Raw genomic sequence first — 20,295 nt, forward strand, 5'->3', positions numbered from 1 at the left:
TACTTCGTCGTCCAAACCAAATGGTACTTGCAGTCCCAAACAGTATGGCTCCCACGTTTGTTGAATTGCATCCAAGGATGCTACTGCATCCCGTCGCCTAAAGGCGAGGGGTTTACGGATCCCCTAACGGGGACTCTAAACAAAGCAGGAGTCGAAGTGACTGAACATCAACGTCGCGGCGGCCGGAAGGGCGGTGTATCGCGCAAGGTTTCCCCTCCCCACACTGCATATACCCACTTGCAGAACGCCTTCAATCCACAGCCCGGTTTCTCCGAAGATGAAATCGCCGCGATCCATGACACCGCCCTGCGCATCCTTGAAAATCTTGGGATACGGGTACTGCTGGACGAAGCCAGAACCATCCTGAAATCAGGTGGTGCGCTGGTCGATGACGAGACCATGATGGTCTGCATTGGCCGCGACATGGTGGAGGCCGCTTTGGCTGCCGCCCCCAAATCCTTCCGCCTGCGCGCGGCCAACTCGATGCGCGAGCAGACTTTTGCTCCCGGTTCCATGCTGTTTGAGGCGGGATCGGGGTGTCCCAACGTCTTTGACCGTACCCGTGGCCGCAGGCCCGGCAGCCTGGTTGAGTATCGCGAAACGCTGAAACTTCAGCAATCCTTCGATGTGATTCACGTGCATGGCCCTTCGGCGGAACCGCAAGACGTGCCGGTCAACCTGCGCCACTACGCCATGATGGAAGGCCAGCTCACCCTCGGAGACAAGCCGCTGTTCGTCTATGCGCGGGGCCGCGCCCAGACCCTGGAATCGTTCGAGATGATCCGCCTGGCGCACCAGATTGACGAAGCCGAGTTTGAAAACGGCGTCTGGGCTATCACCATCATCAACTCCAACTCGCCGCGTCAGCTGGATATCCCGATGGCACGCGCCATCATCGACTTTGCCCGCGCCGGTCAGATGTCTGTGATCACGCCTTTCTGCCTTGCCGGAGCGATGGCGCCGGTTACCATATCGGGAGCGCTGGCACTCCAGCACGCCGAGGCGCTGGCAGGCATTACACTTGCACAATTGGCCCGTCCGGGCGCGCCGGTGTCCTATGGCGGCTTTGCTTCGAACGTCGATATGAAGTCCGGCTCGCCGGCCTTTGGCACTCCGGAACATATTCGCGCCAGCCTCGGTTCCGGCCAGCTTGCACGTTTGATCGGCCTGCCGTGGCGCTCGGCAGCCGGCGCATCTTCAAATCTTGCCGATGGTCAGGGCGTGCAGGAAACCACGATGGCACTTTGGGGCGCGGTGCTTGCCCAGGCCACCTTGACGCTGCACGCGGCGGGATGGCTCGAAGGCGGGCTGACGTTCGGATATGAGAAATTCATTCTGGATGTCGAGGCCCTTCAATCCTTCGCCCATCTCGCCCGACCATCTCCGGCGAGTGCCGATGACATCGGATATGACAGCATCGCCGAGGTGACGCCCGGTGGCCATTTCTTCGCAACTCAACACACGATGAGCCGCTACAAGGACGCCTTCTACCAACCGCTCGTTGCCGATTTGAGAAATCATGGTGCGTGGACCGACGCGGGAGCTCTCAGCGCAGACCAGCGCGCCACCGCCATCTGGCAAGAAAAACTCGCCAGCTACACTCCGCCGCCCACCGCCGAAGGCGCGCAAGCACGATTGGCCCAATTCATCGCGGACAAGACAGCAGACGGCGGGGCTCTGCCCGAAGATTAGGGCCCCGAAAGTGCTGTGCGATGTAGGAATGGCTGTTCCGGGAAAGCCGTACAACGGCGAAACTTGATGCCGACAGATCAGCATTGGGCCGGCAGTCAAGCCGGCCCTTTGTACGTCGAGACTTCGGCAACATCAGAGGCCGTCAGCGCATCGTCCGGGGAATGCGGAAATCAACACAACGCGACCTGCCGAATGCGCTGTCGGTGAGTCGCTGGCTCAATCCGGTTTCGGATAGGTATAAAAGCCCGCACCTGTGGAAACACCGAGCTTGCCCTTGTCGATGTAGTTTTCTTTCATCCAGGCAGCGATTTTCTGCGCGTGCGCGTCGCCATTGGAGAGAATGTTGTAGGGTGTGTTGAGGCCAATGATATCGTAGATCTGGAACGGCCCCATCGGCGCCCCGGTCGCGATCCGCCAGACCTTGTCGACGTCCTCGGGTTCGGCATAACCGCCGGCAGCAAGATCGGCTGCTGCGTTCAGGAATGGAACCAGAAGAGAGTTGAGGACATAGCCCGCCTTTTCCTTGCGGATCGGGATCGGCACCATGCCGATGTCGCTTGCGAAGCCGACCACGGCATCGAAAATGGCCGGATCGGTGTCGGCTGTGCCCATCACTTCGGCGGTGTTGAATTTCCAGATGCTGTTGGCGAAATGCAGGGCCACGAAGCGGCCGGGACGACCGGTAAAATCCTTGATCTCGCTGGGCAACAGCGTCGACGAATTGGTCGCGAAGATGGTCTTGGCTGGCGCGATTTGCCCCAGTTTTTCATAGATTTCACGCTTGATCTTCAGAACTTCGGGAGCAGCTTCGATCACCAGGTCGGCATCAGCAACCGCCTCGGCAAGGTCGGAATAAAGCGCAATGCGACCAACCGTTTGGGCAGCCTTGCCTCCCGTCGCGCCTGGAACTTCCTTCTCGTAGATGGCGGCAAGTTCCGCGAACCGTTTGCGCGCCTGATCGAGAATATCCGGGCTGATGTCGTAGACCGATACGTCGAATCCGCTATAGGCGGTCTGGAATGCAATCTGGCTTCCCAGCACGCCCGTGCCCAGAACCGTAACTTTCTTGATTCCTGTCATAACCATTGTTTCCTTTCATTCATGTCGTTTTCACTGCCGTCGCGACCTGCCCCAAATCAGCAATTTGGCCAGAGGTGATCCCCATGGCTCAGCCACACAGATCGAACGGCGGGCATTCGAGCTGACACAGCCTGATGAAACCCGAGCTTACCCGTCACGAAGAGCTTCGGCGCCATCTGATGATGTCAAAGTGCCTTGCGGATACGGCCGAAAGCGTCCTTGAGTTCCGCCCCGAGGATCTCGAAGGCATCGCCGAGATCTTCCTTGCTCTTTTTCAGGTTGGCCTGGCTTTCAAAGTGATGCCAGCGCTCCTGGAGCTCAGTCCATTCGTCTTGAGCCTCTTTTGAACCGAGATGCACCTTGAGCTTGATCTCGTCATAATTTTGCTTGAGATCCTCGGTCATCTTCTTGATATCGGACATGGAATTTTTCCTTGTTTCTGGGAGATTGGTTGGGGTTTCTGGGAGATTGGTTGGGGTTTTTGGGAGATTGGTTTGGCGTCGGAACGGGATTGTTTGCTTGCCAGTTATGGTGAAGCTTTCATCCGTGCTGGCAGTGGAGAGCCGACAAGCCGCAAGCCAGGGGATTTCATGGTCACGACCCCGCCTTACGACGGCGCAGACTGCGGATGATCGAGGAGATGATCGGCACCAGGAACCTGGCACTGTCCCAGCCATTGAGCCCGTTGATGCCGGCCATGCTGCCCAGTGCAGCGGTTGCCGGATTGGATTTCAACTCGCTTTCCAGCGTTGCGGACGTCAGGTCGCGCAGTTCTCTGGCCGCAGCCAGATCCGGACCGGGTCTGGAAAAGGCCGCAATGACAACGAGGATGATTGCCAGCAGGATATTGGCGATGGCCAGAATGAATGGCGCCTTGATCGGACCCCAGCTGGCGAGCATCAACTGGTAAGCAGCGATGTTGAGGAAAACCAGCGCCATCAGAACGATCAGGGCTGCGAAAAACAGGAGCGAGAGCTTTCGCAGCTGCACCTTCAGGCGGATTTCGCCGACCAGCAATTCGGAACGAAGATAGAGACGGAGTATGCGGGCGATTGAATGAACTGACATGTTTGACATCACTTTGCTGTTAGGCGACCGATGACGATGCCGAGCGCCAGGGCGGCGGATACCGATGCTACGGGATGTTCGGTGAAGCTCTCTTCCGCCTCGTCGAGCATGCTCTGAACCAGATCACCCAGCTCTCCGAGCAGCTTTGCGACATCGCCGGTTTGCTCATCGGGTTCCGGATCGGGCGGATCGGGAGTTATGCCGGGTGGAGCGGAACTGCGACGCAGTTGTTCGACTTCTGCCCGAAGACCGGCGATTTCTTCTCTCAGAGTGGGCTGCTTCATGCTTTGTCCCCAAATCTCAATTCAGTTCCGGATTATAAACAAATGCATCGTCTGGAGATTGATCTATCGCATTTCGCTGTCTTGAATTTGGAGTGAGCTACACAAGGGAGAAGCACCTGTAATCCGCAAGCCATGACTGGCGATCCGGACTGCCTTGAGGCGCAACAGGCTGATAGTGTGGACAATCGTGACGCCTCGGCTACACATTGGCTCAATCAGGATGAAATTTTCTCCGATGTAACAGCTCCATGTTGTGAAAGATCCGTGATGGAACCGCATAAAACTTCAGTTCAGCGCGCCAGCTTCTATCTGCTGCTGGCGCTGGTGACGGTCGCTTTCAGCCTGCTGTTGCTTCCGTTTTACACGGCGATTTTGTGGGCAGTCATCCTGGCCATCGTGTTTCATCCGGTTCAGCTGTTTCTTGTTCGTCGCCTGAACGGCCGACAGGGGGTGGCGGCTCTCATGAGCGTTGTCATGTGCATTTGTCTGGTGATTGTTCCGGTGCTGATCATCCTTGCCTCCATCGCGCAGGAGGGTACCAGCCTCTACCAGCAGGTCAGCAGCGAGGAGTTCGATCTGCGTGGTCGCGTAGCGCAGATCACGAGTGCTGTGCCAAGCTTCATCGAACAGTGGACACCGATCAAACTGGGCAATTTTCCCGACCTGCGGGACAAGTTTTCCGGAGCGCTGGTGCAAGCCAGCCAGTCGATGGCGGGCCGCGTGGTCAATGTCGGCGAAACCACTCTGAGCTTTTTCATCGGTTCGGGTGTGATGCTGTATCTGCTCTTCTTCCTGTTTCGCGACGGAGAGAAACTGGTGGCAACGATCCGGAAAGCGCTGCCGCTCAGCGATGACTATTCGAGCCAGTTTCTGGAGAAATTCACATCCGTCATCAACGCCACGGTGAGGGGCAACATCATCATCGCGATTATCCAGGGGACAATCGGTGGCGTGACATTCTGGGCGTTGGGAATCGAGGCAGCATTGCTGTGGGGGGTGGTCATGACCTTCTTTTCCATGTTGCCTGCGATTGGCGCCGCATTTGTCTGGGGCCCGGCCGCCCTGGTTCTGATATTCAGCGGTGCATGGCTGAAAGGCGTGATCCTGGTGCTTGTCGGGTTGCTGATCATCGGTCTGATCGACAATTTGCTGCGGCCTCCACTCGTCGGCAAGGATGCAAAACTGCCAGATTATGTCGTGTTGGTATCGACGGTCGGCGGAATGGCCCTGTTCGGAATCAACGGTTTCATTGTCGGCCCGCTGATTGCGGCGATGTTCATTTCGGTTTGGTCGCTTTTCGCCAGCGAACCTGATCAGTAAACCAAATCAAATCACTCATGCCGGCATCTTCCCCGCTTGCGAACCAGTTCGCAGCCCGCCCGGCAATGTATTTAGCGGATCCTGAAGTTATAAATGGCAAATGAAGCGATAAACTCCAATGGCAGGATCGAGCGGAAACGCCGGCAAACCACATCCAACACCGGTTCTGCGCTTCAGTTGAATATTGCTTTCTTATAGCAATCATAGGCTTCTCACCCGGTCAGGTGATAGAATGACCTGCACAGCCCCAGTAAAGTGTCACAATGCGCACAATTCGGATGAAAAATCCGGATGGGGGAACATTGATGACATCACCTTGCTTGAAAACATTACTGAGCGCGACGGCGCTGGGTACCGCCTGCCTGATTGTTGTGTCCGCAAGTGCACAAGATTATCTGAATACCGGTTCCAGGGTGAAAGGCACAGGCGTTTCCGATAACGGGTCGGTGGTGATCGGCAATACGGATCCGCTGGACGGCGGATCCACCAGTCACGCGATGGTCTGGACCGAAGCCACCGGGTTCACCCCGCTCGGCGGCGTCCCGCGCGGCATTTTGTTCAAACTCGACACGCAAGACCTTTCAGGCGACGGTTCAGTTGCCACTGGCAGCGCGAGCCATACCACCCTTGGCTCCAGCATCATCGGCAACCGGGCCTATCGCTGGACCGCTACCGGCGGATTTCAGGACCTTGGTTCTCTGGGTTCCAACACTTCGAGCAGCCTTGGCATTTCGGCCGATGGAAATGTCATTGTCGGTGCTTCTTACGATGACGGCGGGCGATTGCGCGCCATGCGCTGGACGGGCGCTGACGGCATGCAGAGCCTGGGGCAACTTGATGGAGATGAAGTCTCGGCGTCTACGTACGCGACATCGGGTGACGGTGCTCTCGCTGTCGGCATTTCCTCGGGCTTCAACGCTCCGACGATTTCGCGCGCCTTTTCCTGGACCGACGGGACAGGCATGGTGGCGCTGCCGACCCTTGCCGGCGGTAGCTCCAATGCTCTCGATGTCTCCTACAACGGCAGGGTAATCGGCGGCAGCTCCCAGATGGACAATCGCCAGGTGGCAGTGCGCTGGGTTGATGGCGTTGTCTCGACACTCGGCCAGACAGATCGCGGGTCAATCGCTTACGGAGTATCCGGAAACGGGCACGTTCTGGTCGGTGACATTGCCGACCCCGGCAGACCCTCCGGCTTCCGCTGGGACGAGGCCAGCGGCCTTGTCAGCGTCGAGCAATGGTTGCGCACGAGCGGCGTGACAATTCTTGACGGCAGCACCTACACCGCGCGTGCGACCAATTGCGACGGCAGCGTGGTGGTTGGTGGAACTTTCCCGGCGGGTTTCGGTCCGTTCCTCCGGTCTGACCTCTACATAGCCCGTGGCAACGGCACGGGACCTTCAACCTGCAGCTACGGCACCGATGTGCCCGATGGGGAGGGTACGGTCGATGACGACACCGTTGACAATGGCCCTGATGATGGCGGCACCGTCGATGGAGGCACCGAAGGTGGCGGTGTCGGCATGGGCCTTATCACCTTGACCGATCTGAACGGGACACTGGGCAATGCGGCAGCCACGAACGCGACGACGATAAACAGCCTTGGTCTCTTGTTGAACGGAGCTGGAAGCCGTCCGCTGGACCGGCGTGCGCCGGCAGAGCGCAATATCGCCTGGATCAACGGAGATCTGGGGCGTGACGATCACGGGGCGCCCGACGGGGCGGTTGCTCTCGGGGAAATCGGCGTTGGGCGCAATTTTGGCTCGATCCAGATCAACGGCGCCATCGGCGTTGCAGGCAACACCCAGAATTCCGCATTTGGAGGCACAACCAAGGTTTTGAGCACCTATGCCAAGCTTGAAAGCATCGGGCAGCTACATGCCACCGACAGCGGCGGCATCTGGGGCGTGCTCACTGGCACCGCAGTGCTCGGCAGCGCCGATATTACGCGCAACTACATCGCCAATGGCGGTCTGGTTTCGGGTTCCACAGGCAAGACAGACCTTTCGGGATTCGGCATCCGCGGCCGGTTGCAATGGGAGAATATGCTGCCGTATGTCTCGCCCTATGTGGAAGGGTCCTACGCACGTGGCTGCATGGACGGCTACACTGAAACCGGTGGGGCTTTTTCGGCGCGTTTCAACAAATTGTGTGACAGCACAACCCAAGCCCGTATCGGGTTTGATGCGCGTGTGCCGGTCAGCGAGACCGTCAGCCTGATTGGCACCCTGGAGGCTGTGCACCGTTTCGAAACGGCGGGCAGCAACATCACCGGCCAGGTCATTGGCCTCGGTGCGTTCAACCTGGCGACAGCCGCTTACCAACAGGACTGGGCGCGTGCCGGTCTCGGTGTCGAAGCAAAGTTTGGCGATGCGACCTTCTCGATTGTGGGCAATGTCACAAGTTCCAGCGAAACGTCAAACGCCTGGGTCGGTGCGAGCGTGCGCACCACATTCTAGAGCGCTTGAGAACGCGCGGCGCCGGTAGACGGATCAAGTGTCGGAGCTGTCAGAGGTCTGAAAACGGATCCGCAGCTCGGTCTTGAGCACCTTGCCGTAGTTGTTCTTGGGCAGCTCGGTTTGAAAGATGTATGCCTTGGGGCGTTTGAAACTTGCTATCTGGGTGCGGCAATGGGCGTCAAGCCCCGATGCCGCAGGGGCTTCGGGTCCGGCAGGAACCACGACGGCCACGACCTCCTCCCCCCATTCGGCGCTTGGCCGGCCAATGACTGAAACTTCGGCGACAGCAGGGTGGGTGAGCAGCGCTTCCTCGACCTCGCGCGGATAGATGTTGGTACCGCCGGAAATGATCACATCCTTGGAACGGTCGCGCAACGTCAAATAGCCATCTTCGTCAAGAGAGCCCATGTCGCCAGTCCAGAGCCAGCCATCCCTGATGCTCTGGGCGGTGGCATCGGGATTGTTCCAGTAACCTTTCATCACCGGAGACCCGGATGCGATGATCTCGCCGATTTCTCCGGTGGGCTGATCCTTGCCATCGGGAGCGACGATGCGGATGCGAACACAGGATTGCGCCGTGCCAACCGAGGCAAGACGCTCACGCCAGCGCGGGTGCTGGCGGCCCATGATATCGCCGCGCGGAAGTGCCGTCAGCGTCATCGGGCATTCACCCTGACCGTAGATCTGGACAAAGCGGGCGCCAAACTGGGCCGTCGCCGCCTCGATGTCGGCAAGATACATCGGACCGCCGCCATAAACGATGGTGCGCAGGCCCTCTCCCGCATAGCCGGATTGCCGTGCTGCCCCCAGAAGCCGGCTGATCATGGTCGGGGCGGCAAACATCGTCACGTTCCCGAGCCTTGGCGCGAGTGCGCACAACTCCCCGGCATCGAACCCGCCCGAGGCGGGGATGACATGGCGGCTGCCGCGCAGCACATGCATGAAATTGTAAAGCCCCGCACCATGCGACAGAGGCGCCGCGTAGACCGCCGCATCCTCAGGCAGCACGTCATCGACATCGACAAAATAGGCATAGGTCATGGCGTGCAGGTTGGCGTTGGTCAGCATCACGCCTTTCGGCTTGCCGGTGGTGCCCGAGGTATAGAACAGCCAGGCCAGATCGTCGGCGTGACGGCCGACCGGCTCGCTTAGCGCTTCGTCCCCCGGTTCGAACGCGGGCTCGGTTTCAAGGTCGTGCAGCGCGCAGTCGGAAGGCAGCAGGCCGGGAAGCTCGCCTGCCCCGGAAACGAACACTGCCCGGCTTTGGGAATCCTCGATGATATAGGCGGCCTCGCGGACATGAAGCTTGGCATTGATCGGGACCGCGACCGCGCCACAGAACCAGATACCGTAAAGCAGCTCGAGATAGGCCGGGCTGTTTTTCATGAAGATGGCGACGCGGTCGCCGGGCTGCACCTGGTGGCGCTTGCGCAGCAATGCGCCGATTTGTGCCGCGTGCAAAGCGAACTCTGCGTAGGTCGCAACCAGATTCTCACCGGACAGAAGTGCCGGCGTATCGGGTTGTCTCCTGGCCGTGCGCACGAGCCATTCTGCCAGGTTCATCTTGCATCTCCACAGTGCCGCCGGTTCGCCATTTCAGCTATTGCCGCCGGAAAGCCGCTGGCGGGCGGCAGCAACCCCGGCTTGCGCCGATTGCATCAGAAAAGACTGGTCGGAGCCAAGTACAAAAAGCGAAGCCCCGCAGGCGGTCCACCGTGTTATTGCCGCCGGATCCGAAATGAACATGCCGCCCGCGATGCCAGCCGAGCGCGCAGCCGAAATCACCTGCACTCCCAATGCCTCTATGGCAGGGTCGGAGGGGTTGGTGAGACCTTCGGAAACCGCAAGATCAACCGGGCCGACCAGCAGACCGTCGACACCGGTGACCGCCGCAATTTCCGCTGCCAGGGCAACCGCGGAGCGGTCTTCAATCTGACAAATCAGCACGGTTTCCCCTGGCTGGCTTTGCAGATGGTTTTCGATGCCGCGCGTGCCATAGCCCGCTGCGGCCGTCGAGGGCGAGAAGCCCCGCTCCGAGCCATAGCTGACCCGGCGGACCAGATATTCCGCCATAGCGGCGCTGGCCACCTGGGGTGCCAGGATCCCGGCTGCCCCGCAATCAAGCGCTGCGGAGATCCAGGTCCCATCCGCCTCGGGAACGCGAACAAGGGCTGCCACACCCGCAGCACGCGCCGCCAACACGGCGATTGCCAGGGCTTGGCGATCGAATGGAGCGTGCTCGGCATCGATGACCACGAAGTCAAACCCGCACAGGCCCAGCATTTCGATCACGGACGGGTCGCGAAGCTTGACAAACGTGCCGATCAGCGGCGTGCGGGCACGCAGCTTGGTTGCGAAGGCTGTGCGAGCGGGCATCGGATCAGACCTCCCCGAAACCGCCGCCGCCAGGCGTAATCATGAACACCTCGTCATCCGGGTTCATTTCGCGCTTGCGGGTATCGACAACATCTTCGCCATTGATCTGGAATTTGCCCGCAGCACCGTCGCCGCCGCCGAAGACGCCTTCGGGGCCATGGGAGAGCCGGCTTGGGATGGTGTTGAGCAGCCAGCGCGAATTGGTGCGCATCCGGTAGCCGATACGTTGTCCGTCGCCACCGGGTTGACGGCCGGTGCCGCCGGTGCCGCGTTCAAGCTCCTTGCAGGTAAAGGCAATCGGATAGGAGGCTTCGAGCACCTCGACCGGAACCGCTGACACGCCGGTGGGATAGCAAATCGCCGAGAGGCCCGGCTTATGCGCGCGTGCGCCCATGCCTCCCGAATAGTTGAACATGGAACTGGTGAACGGCTTGCCGGTGGCATCCTTGCCCTGGATCTGGATTGTCCAGACCGCGCCCGACCCTTCGGCAACGACGGCATCGGGCAGGATCTGTGCCAGCGCCTTGAGGATCGGGAACGGCACATACATGCCGACCACATGCCGGGCGTTGACCGGCGACGGATAGCGTGCATTAACCACGCATTCATCCGGCAGCTTGAGTTTGATCGGCGCCAATGAGCCGGCATTGTTGGGCAAGTCGGGGTTGAGCGTCGAGCGGATGGCAAATGTCGCATAAGCGTGGGTGTAGGCCGGCACCACATTGATGCCCATGGCGCTTGGGCCGGACGATCCCTCGAAATCGATGGTGATTTCGCCAGCTTCCGGATCCACGGTCACGGCGGTCTTGAGGTCGATCACCTCGCCGCCCGGCACGTCGAATTTCGAGGCCCCGTGCCAGGTTCCCGCCGGAAGCTTGGCGATGGCGTCGCGTGTCGCTTTTTCCGAGCGCGCGATGATTTCTTCCGACAGCGTCGAAATGTCATCGAGCCCGTAGCGGTCGCACAGCGCATTGAGGCGTTCCGATGCGATCATGCCGCTGGACACCTGCGCGCCCAGATCTCCCATCAGTGCGTCGGGGGTGCGCACGTTGCGCTTGATGATGGAAAACAGCGATTCGTTGGGTTTGCCTTCCTCATACAGCTTCATTACCGGAATCCAGAGACCTTCCTCGTGGATGTCGCGGGCACCGGAGCCGATGCCGTAGCCGCCGATATCCGAATGGTGGATGGTCGAACCGGCATAGGCGATGATCCGGCCATTGCGGAAAATCGGCGAGATGATGGTGATGTCGAAGAAATGGCCGGCCGACATCCAGGGATCATTGGTGATCAGCACATCGCCGGGACGGAGTTTGTCCATGTCGGTGTGTTCGAGCAGGTTGCGCGCGGCGGCGGCCAGGGAGTTGATATGGCCCGGCGTGCCGGTGACCGCCTGGGCCACCATGCGGGCTTTTTCATCAAACAGGCCGTTGGCGAGATCGCCCGCCTCGCGCACGATCGGGCTGAAGGCGATGCGCTGCAAGGCTCTCGCCTGCTCGCTGACGATACCGATGAGATTGCTCCACAGGATCTGAAGTTCGACGCCGTCCATCACATTGCTCCCTTTGTCTTATCGGCAACAATGCTGCCACTGGCATGCAGGGTCGCGACCCAGTTTTCGAGTATGAAGATTGTTGTTTCGCGTTCTTCGATGATGACGGGACCGGCTATTGCATCGTCCGCCGTGATCATCGAGCGTTGGTGAACCGGGACAGACCGGGGCTTGCCGCCGATGAACACATTGCGGCTTTCCGCCTTGCGCTCAATCCCGGCGTTGGCCTGGCGGGCTCCCGGTCTGTCAGCAGGGGACCCGCCGGCCGTGACCAGCCAGTTGACGATCTCGATGCTCATTCCGCTGAGTTTGAGCCCGTATTGACGGTTGTATTCAGTCTCGAACAGATCCTCGATGCGTTTGCTGTCACGCGATGAAATCACATCAGCGGGCAAATTGATCCGGACTTCCGACTGCTGGCCGGAATAGCGCATCTCCACCGCATAGGCGAAACGGGCTTCACCGTCGGGAATACCGGCTTCGCGCAGCGCGTCTCCGCCTTCATTGGTCATGCTGGCCAGAACCGCGTCGACCGCGGCCCAGTCCAGGTTGGCCAGAGGCGACACCAGGCTGCGGACCAGATCGATCTGCGCCGGGGTCACCAGCGTTCCGAAGGCCGACAGCACGCTTGCCAGCGGCGGATAGATGACCTTGGTGCTTTCGGTCAGTTCGGCAACCATGCAGGCATGCACCGGACCGGCGCCGCCAAAAGCCAGCAGCGGCAGACCGCGATAGTCAATCCCGCGCTCGGTGGCATGGGTACGGGTTGCCGCCGCCATCTGTTCGCAGACAACTTCGAACACGCCCCAGGCAGCCTGGGAGCGTGGCAAGCCAAGCTTGGCGCCGAGATCATCCAGCGCCTTCTCGGCCGCTGCGGTATCAAGCTGCATGTCGCCGCCGAGGAAGCGCTGTGGATCGAGAATGCCGAGCACGACATCGGCGTCGGTGACGCAAGGGTCTGCCCCGCCGCGGCCATAACAGGCAGGCCCTGGCATGGAACCAGCACTTTCAGGACCGATCTTGAGGAGACCGAGATCATCAACCGAGGCGATGGAGCCGCCGCCGGCCCCGATCTCGATCATGTCGATCGACGGCACGGTGATCGGCATGCCACTGCCCGGCTTGAACCGGTAGCGCCGATCGACCTCGAAGGTGCCGGTGACCAGCGGCTCATGATCCTGAACGATGCAGGCCTTGGCGGTTGTGCCGCCCATGTCGAAGGAGATCAGGTCTGGAATGCCGAAGATACGGGAGAAATAACAGGCGACCAGCGCGCCTGCCGCCGGACCGGATTCGATCATGCGAACCGGAATCGTACTCGCCCGCTCAGCACCGATGACACCTCCGTTGGACAGCATGATCAACGGTTGCTGGGAGAACCCGCGGGTCTTGAGTTCGGTGATCAGCGCCGACAGGTAAGGTCTTGTGATCGGCACCGTGTAGGCATTGATCGCCACGGTCGAGGCGCGCAGGTATTCGCGCATCTGCGGCGCGATGATGCTCGACAGCGAGACATAGATGTCCGGGGCTTCCTCGGCGAAGATGCGCCGGACCTCTTCCTCGTTGGCGCCATTGCGATAGGAATTGAGGAAGCAGACGGCGACCGAGACAATGCCCGCCTGGCGGCATTTGGCGATGATTTCGAGAATTTCGGCCCGGTCGACCGCGGTTTCCACGGTGGCGTCGGCAAAGGTGCGTTCGCGCACGGTGAAGGTGCGCTCCATCGGGATCAGCGGCTCGGCAAACTCGATCTGCGGGTCGTACATGTCATAACGGTGCTCCTCGCGGATATAGAGGACATCGCGGAACCCTTCGGTCAGCAACAGCGCCACCGGCGGTCCCTTGCGCTCGATCAGCGCGTTGGTGACAACGGTGGTGGCATGGACAATGACATCATCGACATCTGCCGGCCCAATGCCAGCCTTGCCCAGCACCAGATCCACACCCCGGAAAAAGCCTTCCAGCAGGTTGTCATGGGTGGTCAGGGTCTTGTCGACATAGCTCTGGCCATCGGAGGCCAGGAGAACCGCGTCGGTGAAGGTTCCGCCAATATCGATGGCGAGCGAATATCGTGTCATGTCGGGTACTCCGTGCATCCCAAGTCTTTGGAAATGGCGCGCGCTGCCTGGGTGACAGCGGCACATAGGGTGGCGGACGGTTCTGCGGGAATATCCTGCATTGAACCGGCGATGGTGATGGTGGCGACAAAGCTGTTTTCAAGATCGAAGATCGGCGACGAAATGGCGTTCAGGCCACTGAGCGTTTCTTCGGGAGCGACCGCCCAGCCGGTTTGGCTGGCATGGAGGATTTCAGCTTGCAGCCGGTCTGGATCAAAGGCCTTGCCATTGGCCAGCGGCGCATGGTCTGAGGCAAGCTGAGCGGACAGCAGATCCGGATTTCCGAAAGCCAGAGCGACCTTGCCCTGCGCCGAGGCGTGGAACGACAGCAGCGCGCCGGGCTTGGTGACAATCTGGACCGGTGAATCCACACGCACGATATCGACCACGCGCATACCGGCATCTTCGGGAATGGACAGCGTGCAGGTCAACCCGACCTTGTCGCGCAATTGCACCATGACCGGCCGTGCGGTGCTGGTCAGTTGCGTGCCGTCGGCAATGGCCTGGCCGACATGGAACAGCTTGAGGGTCAGCCGGTAACGTTCGGTCACCGGATCCTGGCGGACATAGCCGATGTTGCACAGGGTCTGCAGATACCGGTAGACCTTCGCGCGCGGCATGCCGAGCCGCCTGGCCAGATCGGTCACCCGGACGGCCTCGGGGATCGGCGCCATTTCCTCGATGATCTGGAACGCGGCGATGGCCGAATGGTTGTTGATCTTGCTGGTGTCTTTCATGTCATTATCCCGGAAAAAGGCCTGGCAACGTCAACGTCAGAAACGGGACAAAGGCGACCAGAGCGAGGATTGTCAGGGAGATCCCGATCATCGGCAGGATTGCGACTGCCACTTTCTCAAGCGGCGTCTTGCCGATTGCCGAGACGATGAAAAGGCACAGGCCGACGGGCGGGGTGATCATCCCGATCATCAGGTTGAGTACAACCATGACGCCGAACTGAACCGGGTCGATGCCAAGCAGCGGGAACAGCTCATTGAGAATCGGCATCACCAGAACCAGCGCCGCCAGCGGCTCGAGAAACAATCCCAGGATCAGCAGCACAAGATTGAGCAGCAGAATGAGCACCCAGGGCGAGGAACTGATCCCGAGCATTTGCGCTGCGATTTCGCGCGGTATGTTTTCGATGCCGAGAATGAAGGAGGTCATGCTGGCCATGGCGACAATCAGCATCACACCGGCGGTCATGGTGGCCGCCTCGTAAAACGATGCGACGATCTTGGTGGCATTGAGTGTGCGGTAAAGCAGCAGACCCACGGCCAGAGCGTAGACAACGGCGACGGCGGCGGCCTCGGTGGGGGTAAACACCCCGCTGCGGATACCGCCGACGATGATCACCGGCAACAGCAGCGCCGGCAGCGCCTTGACCGCCAGCGACCGGCGCTCCTCAGCCGGTATGACCGGCGGCAGCGGGTGATCCTCCCGCCGTGCCTTGAGCAGGACATAGACCAGCAGACTGCCGCAGAGCGCAAAGGCCGGCACGATGCCGGCGAGAAACAGATCGGCAATCGAGGTTCCGGTCAGCACACCATAAAGGATGAGCGCCAGTGACGGCGGAACCAGCGGCCCGAGGATGGAGCCGGCGGCCGTGACGGCGGCTGCGTATTCGGGCTTGTAGCCGTCGCGCCGCATGGCGGGGATCATGACGCTGCCGATCGCCGAGGCTTCGGCGGTGGCCGCGCCGCTGACGCCGGAGAACATCATGCTGGCAACCACATTGACCGCCGCCAGGCCGCCGCGAACCCGGCCCACCAGCATTTGCGCGAAACGGACGATCTGTCGGGTCAGGTCGGCCGAATTCATGAGATTGCCGGCGAGGATGAAGAACGGGATTGTCAGCAACACGAAATTGTCGATGCCGGCGATCATCTTCTGCGGGAAGCCGATCAGCAGGTGCATCTGGTCATTGATGATCAGATAGGTGATCGAGGAGAGTCCAAGGCTGAAGGCCACCGGTATGCCGATGATCATGAAACCCAGGAAGGAAAGCAGATAGAGCGTCACAGGCTGAGGCCTCCTTCATGCGCGGCAAGATCCTGCAGCGACCGCCCGTCGATCCAGGCCCGGCAGTACAAAACGATATCGACGAGGATGCGCAGCGCGAGCAGCAGCATGCCGAACGGCAGGGCGGCGTAGACCCAGAACACCGGCGGCGCTTCCGGTGCCGCGGCACCAAAAAGGTCTTCCAGAATGAAGCTGAGCGCCGGGATCGGCTGCGATCCGGCCAGCGTGGCATAGATGTAGCCGTAATAGGCAAGCGTAGCGCACAGGGCCACCGAAAGCGCGCCGCCGAGTATCGCCAGCAAGAGCGCCGGCACACGCGGCAGCGCATTGGCCAGAATCGACAGGGCGGCGATTTCGCCGCGTTCATAGGCAAAGATCATGGCCAGAAACGACGACCAGATCAGCAGATACCGGCACAGTTCCTCCGACCACAACAGCGAGGAATTGAAGCCGTAGCGCATGATGACCTGCGCGGTCATGACCGTCAGCAGACTGGCCATCAAAGCGACGAGCAGCGCTTTCAGACCGGCGCGAAAGGCTTGATGAAATGCTGATATTGTCACGACATCAACTCCGGATTTGTGGCCAATTGACTGCGCATTCAGTGCGCGGTTTTCCAGCGACCCGGCGCCTGAACGCCGGGCCATTCCTGCTTGGGCACAGGAGGTTGTTTCAATATATCAGTCGAAATCGGCTTCCTGATATTCGGTGAGGTGCAGATAATCCTCCCGAGCAGGAGCGAACACATCGAGATTGAGTGCGACCTCATCGCCGATGGCTTCACCGCAATGGACAACATCGGGGGGAATGCGGACAACCTGCCCTGCCCCGACCTCGACCACGTCATCGCCGATCTCGAACCGGACACGTCCGGACACGACATAGGCGAGTTGCTCGAACGGATGGGAATGGGGTTTCTTCTCCATTCCCGGCTCCAGCCAGTTCATCACCATCAGGGCGTTGTCGCCGCGAAAGGCGGTTCGCGAAACACCTTGGCGAACCTGTTCCCGGGGAAGCCTGTCCCAGCCATAGACCTTGGTTGACGCCATATCGGTCACTGGCCCTTTGCGAAGGCTTCGTCAAACTTGGCGATCAACGGGTCCTTTTGCTTCCAGGTGGTCACCACCGGGGAGGTCAGAGCCTTGAGATCATCGAGATCGCCGAGCTTGTTGATGGTCACGCCGTTTTGTTCAAGGAACGTGATGGTTTGAGCATCCTGAGTCGCGGCCAGCGCGTAGACTTCAGTGGTGGCTTCCTTGCCGGCCTCTTCAATCGCGGCCTTGTCCTTGTCGCTGATCTTGTCCCAGGTCGCGCCCGAAATCATGATGACACCGGGCCAGAAATAATGACCGGTGAGCGTGACCTGCTTGGCCGCATTGTAAAGGCTTTCGGACTTGATCGAGGAGACGTTGATCTCGACGGCATCGATGGTGCCTGTTTCCAGTGCGGAATAGACTTCTCCGTAAGCCATGCCGATCGGATTGACGCCAATGGCTTCCCAGATCGCCTTGTGCAACGGAATCGGCACGATGCGTGTCTTCAGCCCCTTGAGATCAGCCAGGCTTTTGACCGGCTTGTCCTTTGAGAGAAAATGGCGAAGGCCGGCATCGACGAAACCCACACCCTTGATCTTCTTTTCATCGAGTGTCGCCAGCAGTTCATCACCGAGATCGGAACTCAGCACTGCAGACAGCTGCTCATAGGATGGCACGGTGAAAGGCTGCTGCAGGGCATCGAAAGACGCGGCCCCCAGCACCAGCGGCAGCGTTGCCGAAGACACAAGAGCGCCATCGATCAGGCCGATCTGGATGCCTTCAAGCAATTGCTTGTCATCGCCGAGCTGGCGGTCGCCATAGACTTCGATCTTGACATTGCCTTCGGTCTTATCGGCGACCTTCTTGGAGAAGATCTCCAGTCCGGTATGGAAAATATGAGTCGATGCGGCAGCGTGACCCATTTTCAGGGTGACCTCCTGCGCGCCGGCGAGCGAGGGCAACACCAGCATGGCGATCCCTGCAAAAACAGACAATTTCTTCATTCCATCCTCCCAATTTTGTTTCACTCAATGAAACACTACAACGCAGAGTGAAACAGTATCGACTTCATGTCAAGAGCCAGCGCAGGGCGGCGTCACGCCTGCGGGCAATTCAGTCGCAAATTGGAAAGGTTGGAGTGGAGAAGTCTGGCCGGCCAATGCCCAAATCACTCGGACGGGTTCCTCCGAGCGCAGCGGTCATGCGTAACCCCAAGAAGGAGTCAGCGTTTCGCCGAGGCAATCTGGCCGATCACATCATTGGCCGACTGCTCCGAAGTATCGCCGATTTCCCGGATGGTCACGTCCGGGCCTGCAACCGTCAGACCGTTGTCGCGAAGCACGGCTGTCAGGCTCTGCGGGTCATGGCCGAAGAGCGGCGCGATGTTTGCGACCGTGCCGCCTTGAAACGCTTCAAATACCGCGCGCTGCGGCGATCCGCCAGCTCGCTGACCGGTCATGGCAGGCATGGCGAAAGCCAGTCCGCCAACCAGCGACAGAACGAGGGCGATCAGCATCGGCGCGCGTTTGAAATAAGTCAGGAACGGCCGCCAGTTCTTCCAGACATGCAGGATGAACGGCACGATAAGCACCATCGACAGCCATTCATGCATGCCGTGGAAGGCGGCGGACCCAAAATGGAAAAACAGCGCCACCCCCGAAACAAGTGAGACCAGAAACAAAGCGGTGATGAAGGGAGTGGCATAACGGCTAAGCAAGCTAGGCATATCTGTAGTTTCCAGTTTTCTTACCCCCCCAACTTCCTGATAGAACTGAACTCACGGGCCGATCAACTTAACGATCGGTAATCTTGCCTCAGCAAGCGAGCCCCCTCGCCTCAGCCGGAAGACTGGTCGCGAAGGGACTTTTCACAACGCCATCCTCAAGCGTGGCGCCGCGCAGGCTCCGGGTTCGACCGGAATCGCAATGCGAGATCGCCGCTGTCCCCACCAGTGTCCTGGCAAATACGTCCAACCGGCCTTCACAGCACTTCAAGCGGCTCGTTGGGCGGATCTGCGTCCCGTTTCCAGCAACGGGGTTTTTGACCAGCCCGCCGCAAGTTTGTCTGCCTAGGTTTTTCTCACTTGCAAGGAGTTTTGTCTTCATGATCGTAGCGTCGGGTATCCAGCTTCACGCGAAACTTCCCCGAAATCCAAAACGCATGCAGGCTTCAGGTCTCCTTCGGTCAGCAGCTGTCTGTGCCTTTGTGGCGTCGGGAGTTGTCACCGCCCAGACGCCGGGCGCAAGCGCGCAGGAAGCTGATCCTGACCTCATCACGTATCACACCGGGGCTCTTTCGCTCAGCAAGGCCGATGGCGACGATGCTGAACTCGACAACGCCGCAACCATCGATCTGACTGAAATCCGTGTCGGCACCGCCATTGGAGCTCCGGCTATCCGGGTCGGTGCAGTAGGCACGGAATACCCTCACCCCGGTGGACCCGGCGGTGACATCACGATCAACCAGTCCGGCAATCTGACAACATCCAATACCGCCGGTGACGGCATTGTCAGCACATCCGCAGTTGTCACGGCAACCAGCAGAGGAGGCACAGGCCTGTATGGCCGGCATACCGACAGGCAACAGGCAGGCAATGGCGGAAGCGGTGGTGAGATTGTCATCACCAACTCCGGCAATATCGTCAGCAACGTCGAACAGACCTATGGCATTCATGCCGCCAGTTACGGCGGCGAAGGCGGGCAGGCGGATCCCGACAGCAGCAAATACCCCGCCGGGATTGGCGGCAAAGGCGGACGTGTAACGCTCGTCAATCAGGGCGACATCACCACCAAGGGGGCAGACTCTGCTGCAGTCGTGTTGCAGAGTCTCGGCGGTCCGGCAGGGCAGGACGAAGACTACAGCGATCTCAAAAGCGGCGACAAGGTGACGCTGACGCTCAAAACCAAGGCGTCCGGTGCCGCGTCTGTCATTTCCACGTCAGGAGAAAGGTCAGCCGGACTCGTCGCGCAAAGTGTTGGCGGCGGCGACATCACCTATGACCTCGACAACGGCGCTCCGAGGCCGGTGAGCGGCGGCGAGGGCGGTGAAGTCGGAATCGAACTCGGCGACAATGCGATTTCGACGGCCGGCTCTCTCTCCCATGGCCTTGTTGCACAAAGCATAGGCGGCTCTTCGGGGCTTTCCGCCAAGGGCAAGCCGGGCTCCCATGGTGGAAACGCATCCACGGTAACACTCGATGCAGGTTCGGGCTCGAGCATCCGGACGCAAGGCATGAATTCCGACGCAGTACTACTGCAGTCGATCGGCGGCAGCGGCGGCACCGGCGGCTTTGAC

At 59.9% G+C, this 20,295-nt stretch carries 17 protein-coding genes and 1 pseudogene; 4 read left to right on the top strand and 14 right to left on the bottom strand.

Annotated elements, in window-relative coordinates; genetic code table 11:
- Positions 1–1,692: trimethylamine methyltransferase family protein (locus ABJN75_RS03800; protein WP_348437010.1), on the top strand; the 1,692-nt coding region annotated here is incomplete at its 5' end.
- 216 nt (positions 1,693–1,908) lie between these two features.
- Here ABJN75_RS03800 and ABJN75_RS03805 read toward each other — a convergent pair.
- The 4 genes from ABJN75_RS03805 to ABJN75_RS03820 all read right to left on the bottom strand — a co-directional run bounded on the left by ABJN75_RS03805 (position 1,909) and on the right by ABJN75_RS03820 (position 4,124).
- Complete coding sequence (locus tag ABJN75_RS03805) at positions 1,909–2,772, bottom strand: 3-hydroxyacyl-CoA dehydrogenase (protein WP_348437012.1); 864 nt, start codon at positions 2,770–2,772, stop codon at positions 1,909–1,911.
- Positions 2,773–2,957: 185 nt separating this feature from the next.
- A complete protein-coding gene (locus ABJN75_RS03810; RefSeq protein ID WP_348437014.1) occupies positions 2,958–3,194 on the bottom strand; it encodes a hypothetical protein in 237 nt (78 codons plus the stop codon).
- Between the two features lie 172 nt (positions 3,195–3,366).
- Complete coding sequence (locus ABJN75_RS03815) at positions 3,367–3,840, bottom strand: hypothetical protein (protein ID WP_348437017.1); 474 nt, start codon at positions 3,838–3,840, stop codon at positions 3,367–3,369.
- 8 nt (positions 3,841–3,848) lie between these two features.
- The gene (locus ABJN75_RS03820) at positions 3,849–4,124 is read right to left on the bottom strand and encodes a hypothetical protein (RefSeq protein WP_348437018.1); all 276 of its coding nucleotides are present in this window, start codon (positions 4,122–4,124) and stop codon (positions 3,849–3,851) included.
- Between the two features lie 267 nt (positions 4,125–4,391).
- Here ABJN75_RS03820 and ABJN75_RS03825 point away from each other — a divergent pair, with 267 nt between their 5' ends.
- Both ABJN75_RS03825 and ABJN75_RS03830 read left to right on the top strand, forming a co-directional pair.
- A complete protein-coding gene (locus ABJN75_RS03825) occupies positions 4,392–5,444 on the top strand; it encodes an AI-2E family transporter (protein ID WP_348437020.1) in 1,053 nt (350 codons plus the stop codon).
- A 320-nt stretch (positions 5,445–5,764) separates the two neighbouring features.
- Positions 5,765–7,903: an autotransporter domain-containing protein gene (locus ABJN75_RS03830; RefSeq protein WP_348437022.1), complete on the top strand. Its 2,139-nt coding sequence runs from the start codon at positions 5,765–5,767 to the stop codon at positions 7,901–7,903.
- 33 nt (positions 7,904–7,936) lie between these two features.
- Here ABJN75_RS03830 and ABJN75_RS03835 read toward each other — a convergent pair whose 3' ends face one another.
- The 10 genes from ABJN75_RS03835 to ABJN75_RS03880 form a co-directional block, all read right to left on the bottom strand.
- Positions 7,937–9,466, bottom strand: coding sequence for an AMP-binding protein (locus tag ABJN75_RS03835; RefSeq protein ID WP_348437024.1), 1,530 nt, complete (start codon positions 9,464–9,466; stop codon positions 7,937–7,939).
- 33 nt (positions 9,467–9,499) lie between these two features.
- A complete protein-coding gene (locus tag ABJN75_RS03840) occupies positions 9,500–10,279 on the bottom strand; it encodes an aldolase/citrate lyase family protein (RefSeq protein ID WP_348437026.1) in 780 nt (259 codons plus the stop codon).
- A 4-nt stretch (positions 10,280–10,283) separates the two neighbouring features.
- Positions 10,284–11,831, bottom strand: a complete 1,548-nt coding sequence (locus ABJN75_RS03845; RefSeq protein ID WP_348437028.1) for a hydantoinase B/oxoprolinase family protein — start codon at positions 11,829–11,831, stop codon at positions 10,284–10,286.
- A complete protein-coding gene (locus tag ABJN75_RS03850) occupies positions 11,831–13,909 on the bottom strand; it encodes a hydantoinase/oxoprolinase family protein (RefSeq protein WP_348437030.1) in 2,079 nt (692 codons plus the stop codon). Before ABJN75_RS03850 ends, ABJN75_RS03845 begins: the two co-directional genes overlap by 1 nt.
- A complete protein-coding gene (locus ABJN75_RS03855; RefSeq protein WP_348437032.1) occupies positions 13,906–14,685 on the bottom strand; it encodes an IclR family transcriptional regulator in 780 nt (259 codons plus the stop codon). Before ABJN75_RS03855 ends, ABJN75_RS03850 begins: the two co-directional genes overlap by 4 nt.
- Positions 14,686–14,689: 4 nt before the next feature.
- Positions 14,690–15,967, bottom strand: a complete 1,278-nt coding sequence (locus ABJN75_RS03860) for a TRAP transporter large permease (protein ID WP_348437034.1) — start codon at positions 15,965–15,967, stop codon at positions 14,690–14,692.
- Positions 15,964–16,530 (bottom strand): TRAP transporter small permease, encoded by a 567-nt coding sequence (locus ABJN75_RS03865; RefSeq protein WP_348437036.1) that lies wholly within the window; start codon positions 16,528–16,530, stop codon positions 15,964–15,966. The genes ABJN75_RS03860 and ABJN75_RS03865 overlap by 4 nt, the downstream gene beginning before the upstream one ends.
- Positions 16,531–16,647: 117 nt before the next feature.
- A complete protein-coding gene (locus ABJN75_RS03870) occupies positions 16,648–17,016 on the bottom strand; it encodes a cupin domain-containing protein (protein WP_348437038.1) in 369 nt (122 codons plus the stop codon).
- Between the two features lie 5 nt (positions 17,017–17,021).
- Positions 17,022–18,005, bottom strand: coding sequence for a TRAP transporter substrate-binding protein (locus ABJN75_RS03875; RefSeq protein ID WP_348437040.1), 984 nt, complete (start codon positions 18,003–18,005; stop codon positions 17,022–17,024).
- A gap of 218 nt (positions 18,006–18,223) precedes the next feature.
- On the bottom strand, positions 18,224–18,727 hold the full coding sequence (locus ABJN75_RS03880) for a DUF4405 domain-containing protein (RefSeq protein WP_348437042.1): 504 nt from the start codon (positions 18,725–18,727) through the stop codon (positions 18,224–18,226).
- 377 nt (positions 18,728–19,104) lie between these two features.
- Between ABJN75_RS03880 and ABJN75_RS03885 the strand changes: the two are divergent.
- Positions 19,105–20,295: pseudogene (locus ABJN75_RS03885) on the top strand (hypothetical protein); the annotation flags it as partial.

Origin of the sequence: Hoeflea sp., assembly GCF_039975035.1 — a bacterium.
Taxonomy (GTDB): Bacteria; Pseudomonadota; Alphaproteobacteria; order Rhizobiales; family Rhizobiaceae; genus Hoeflea.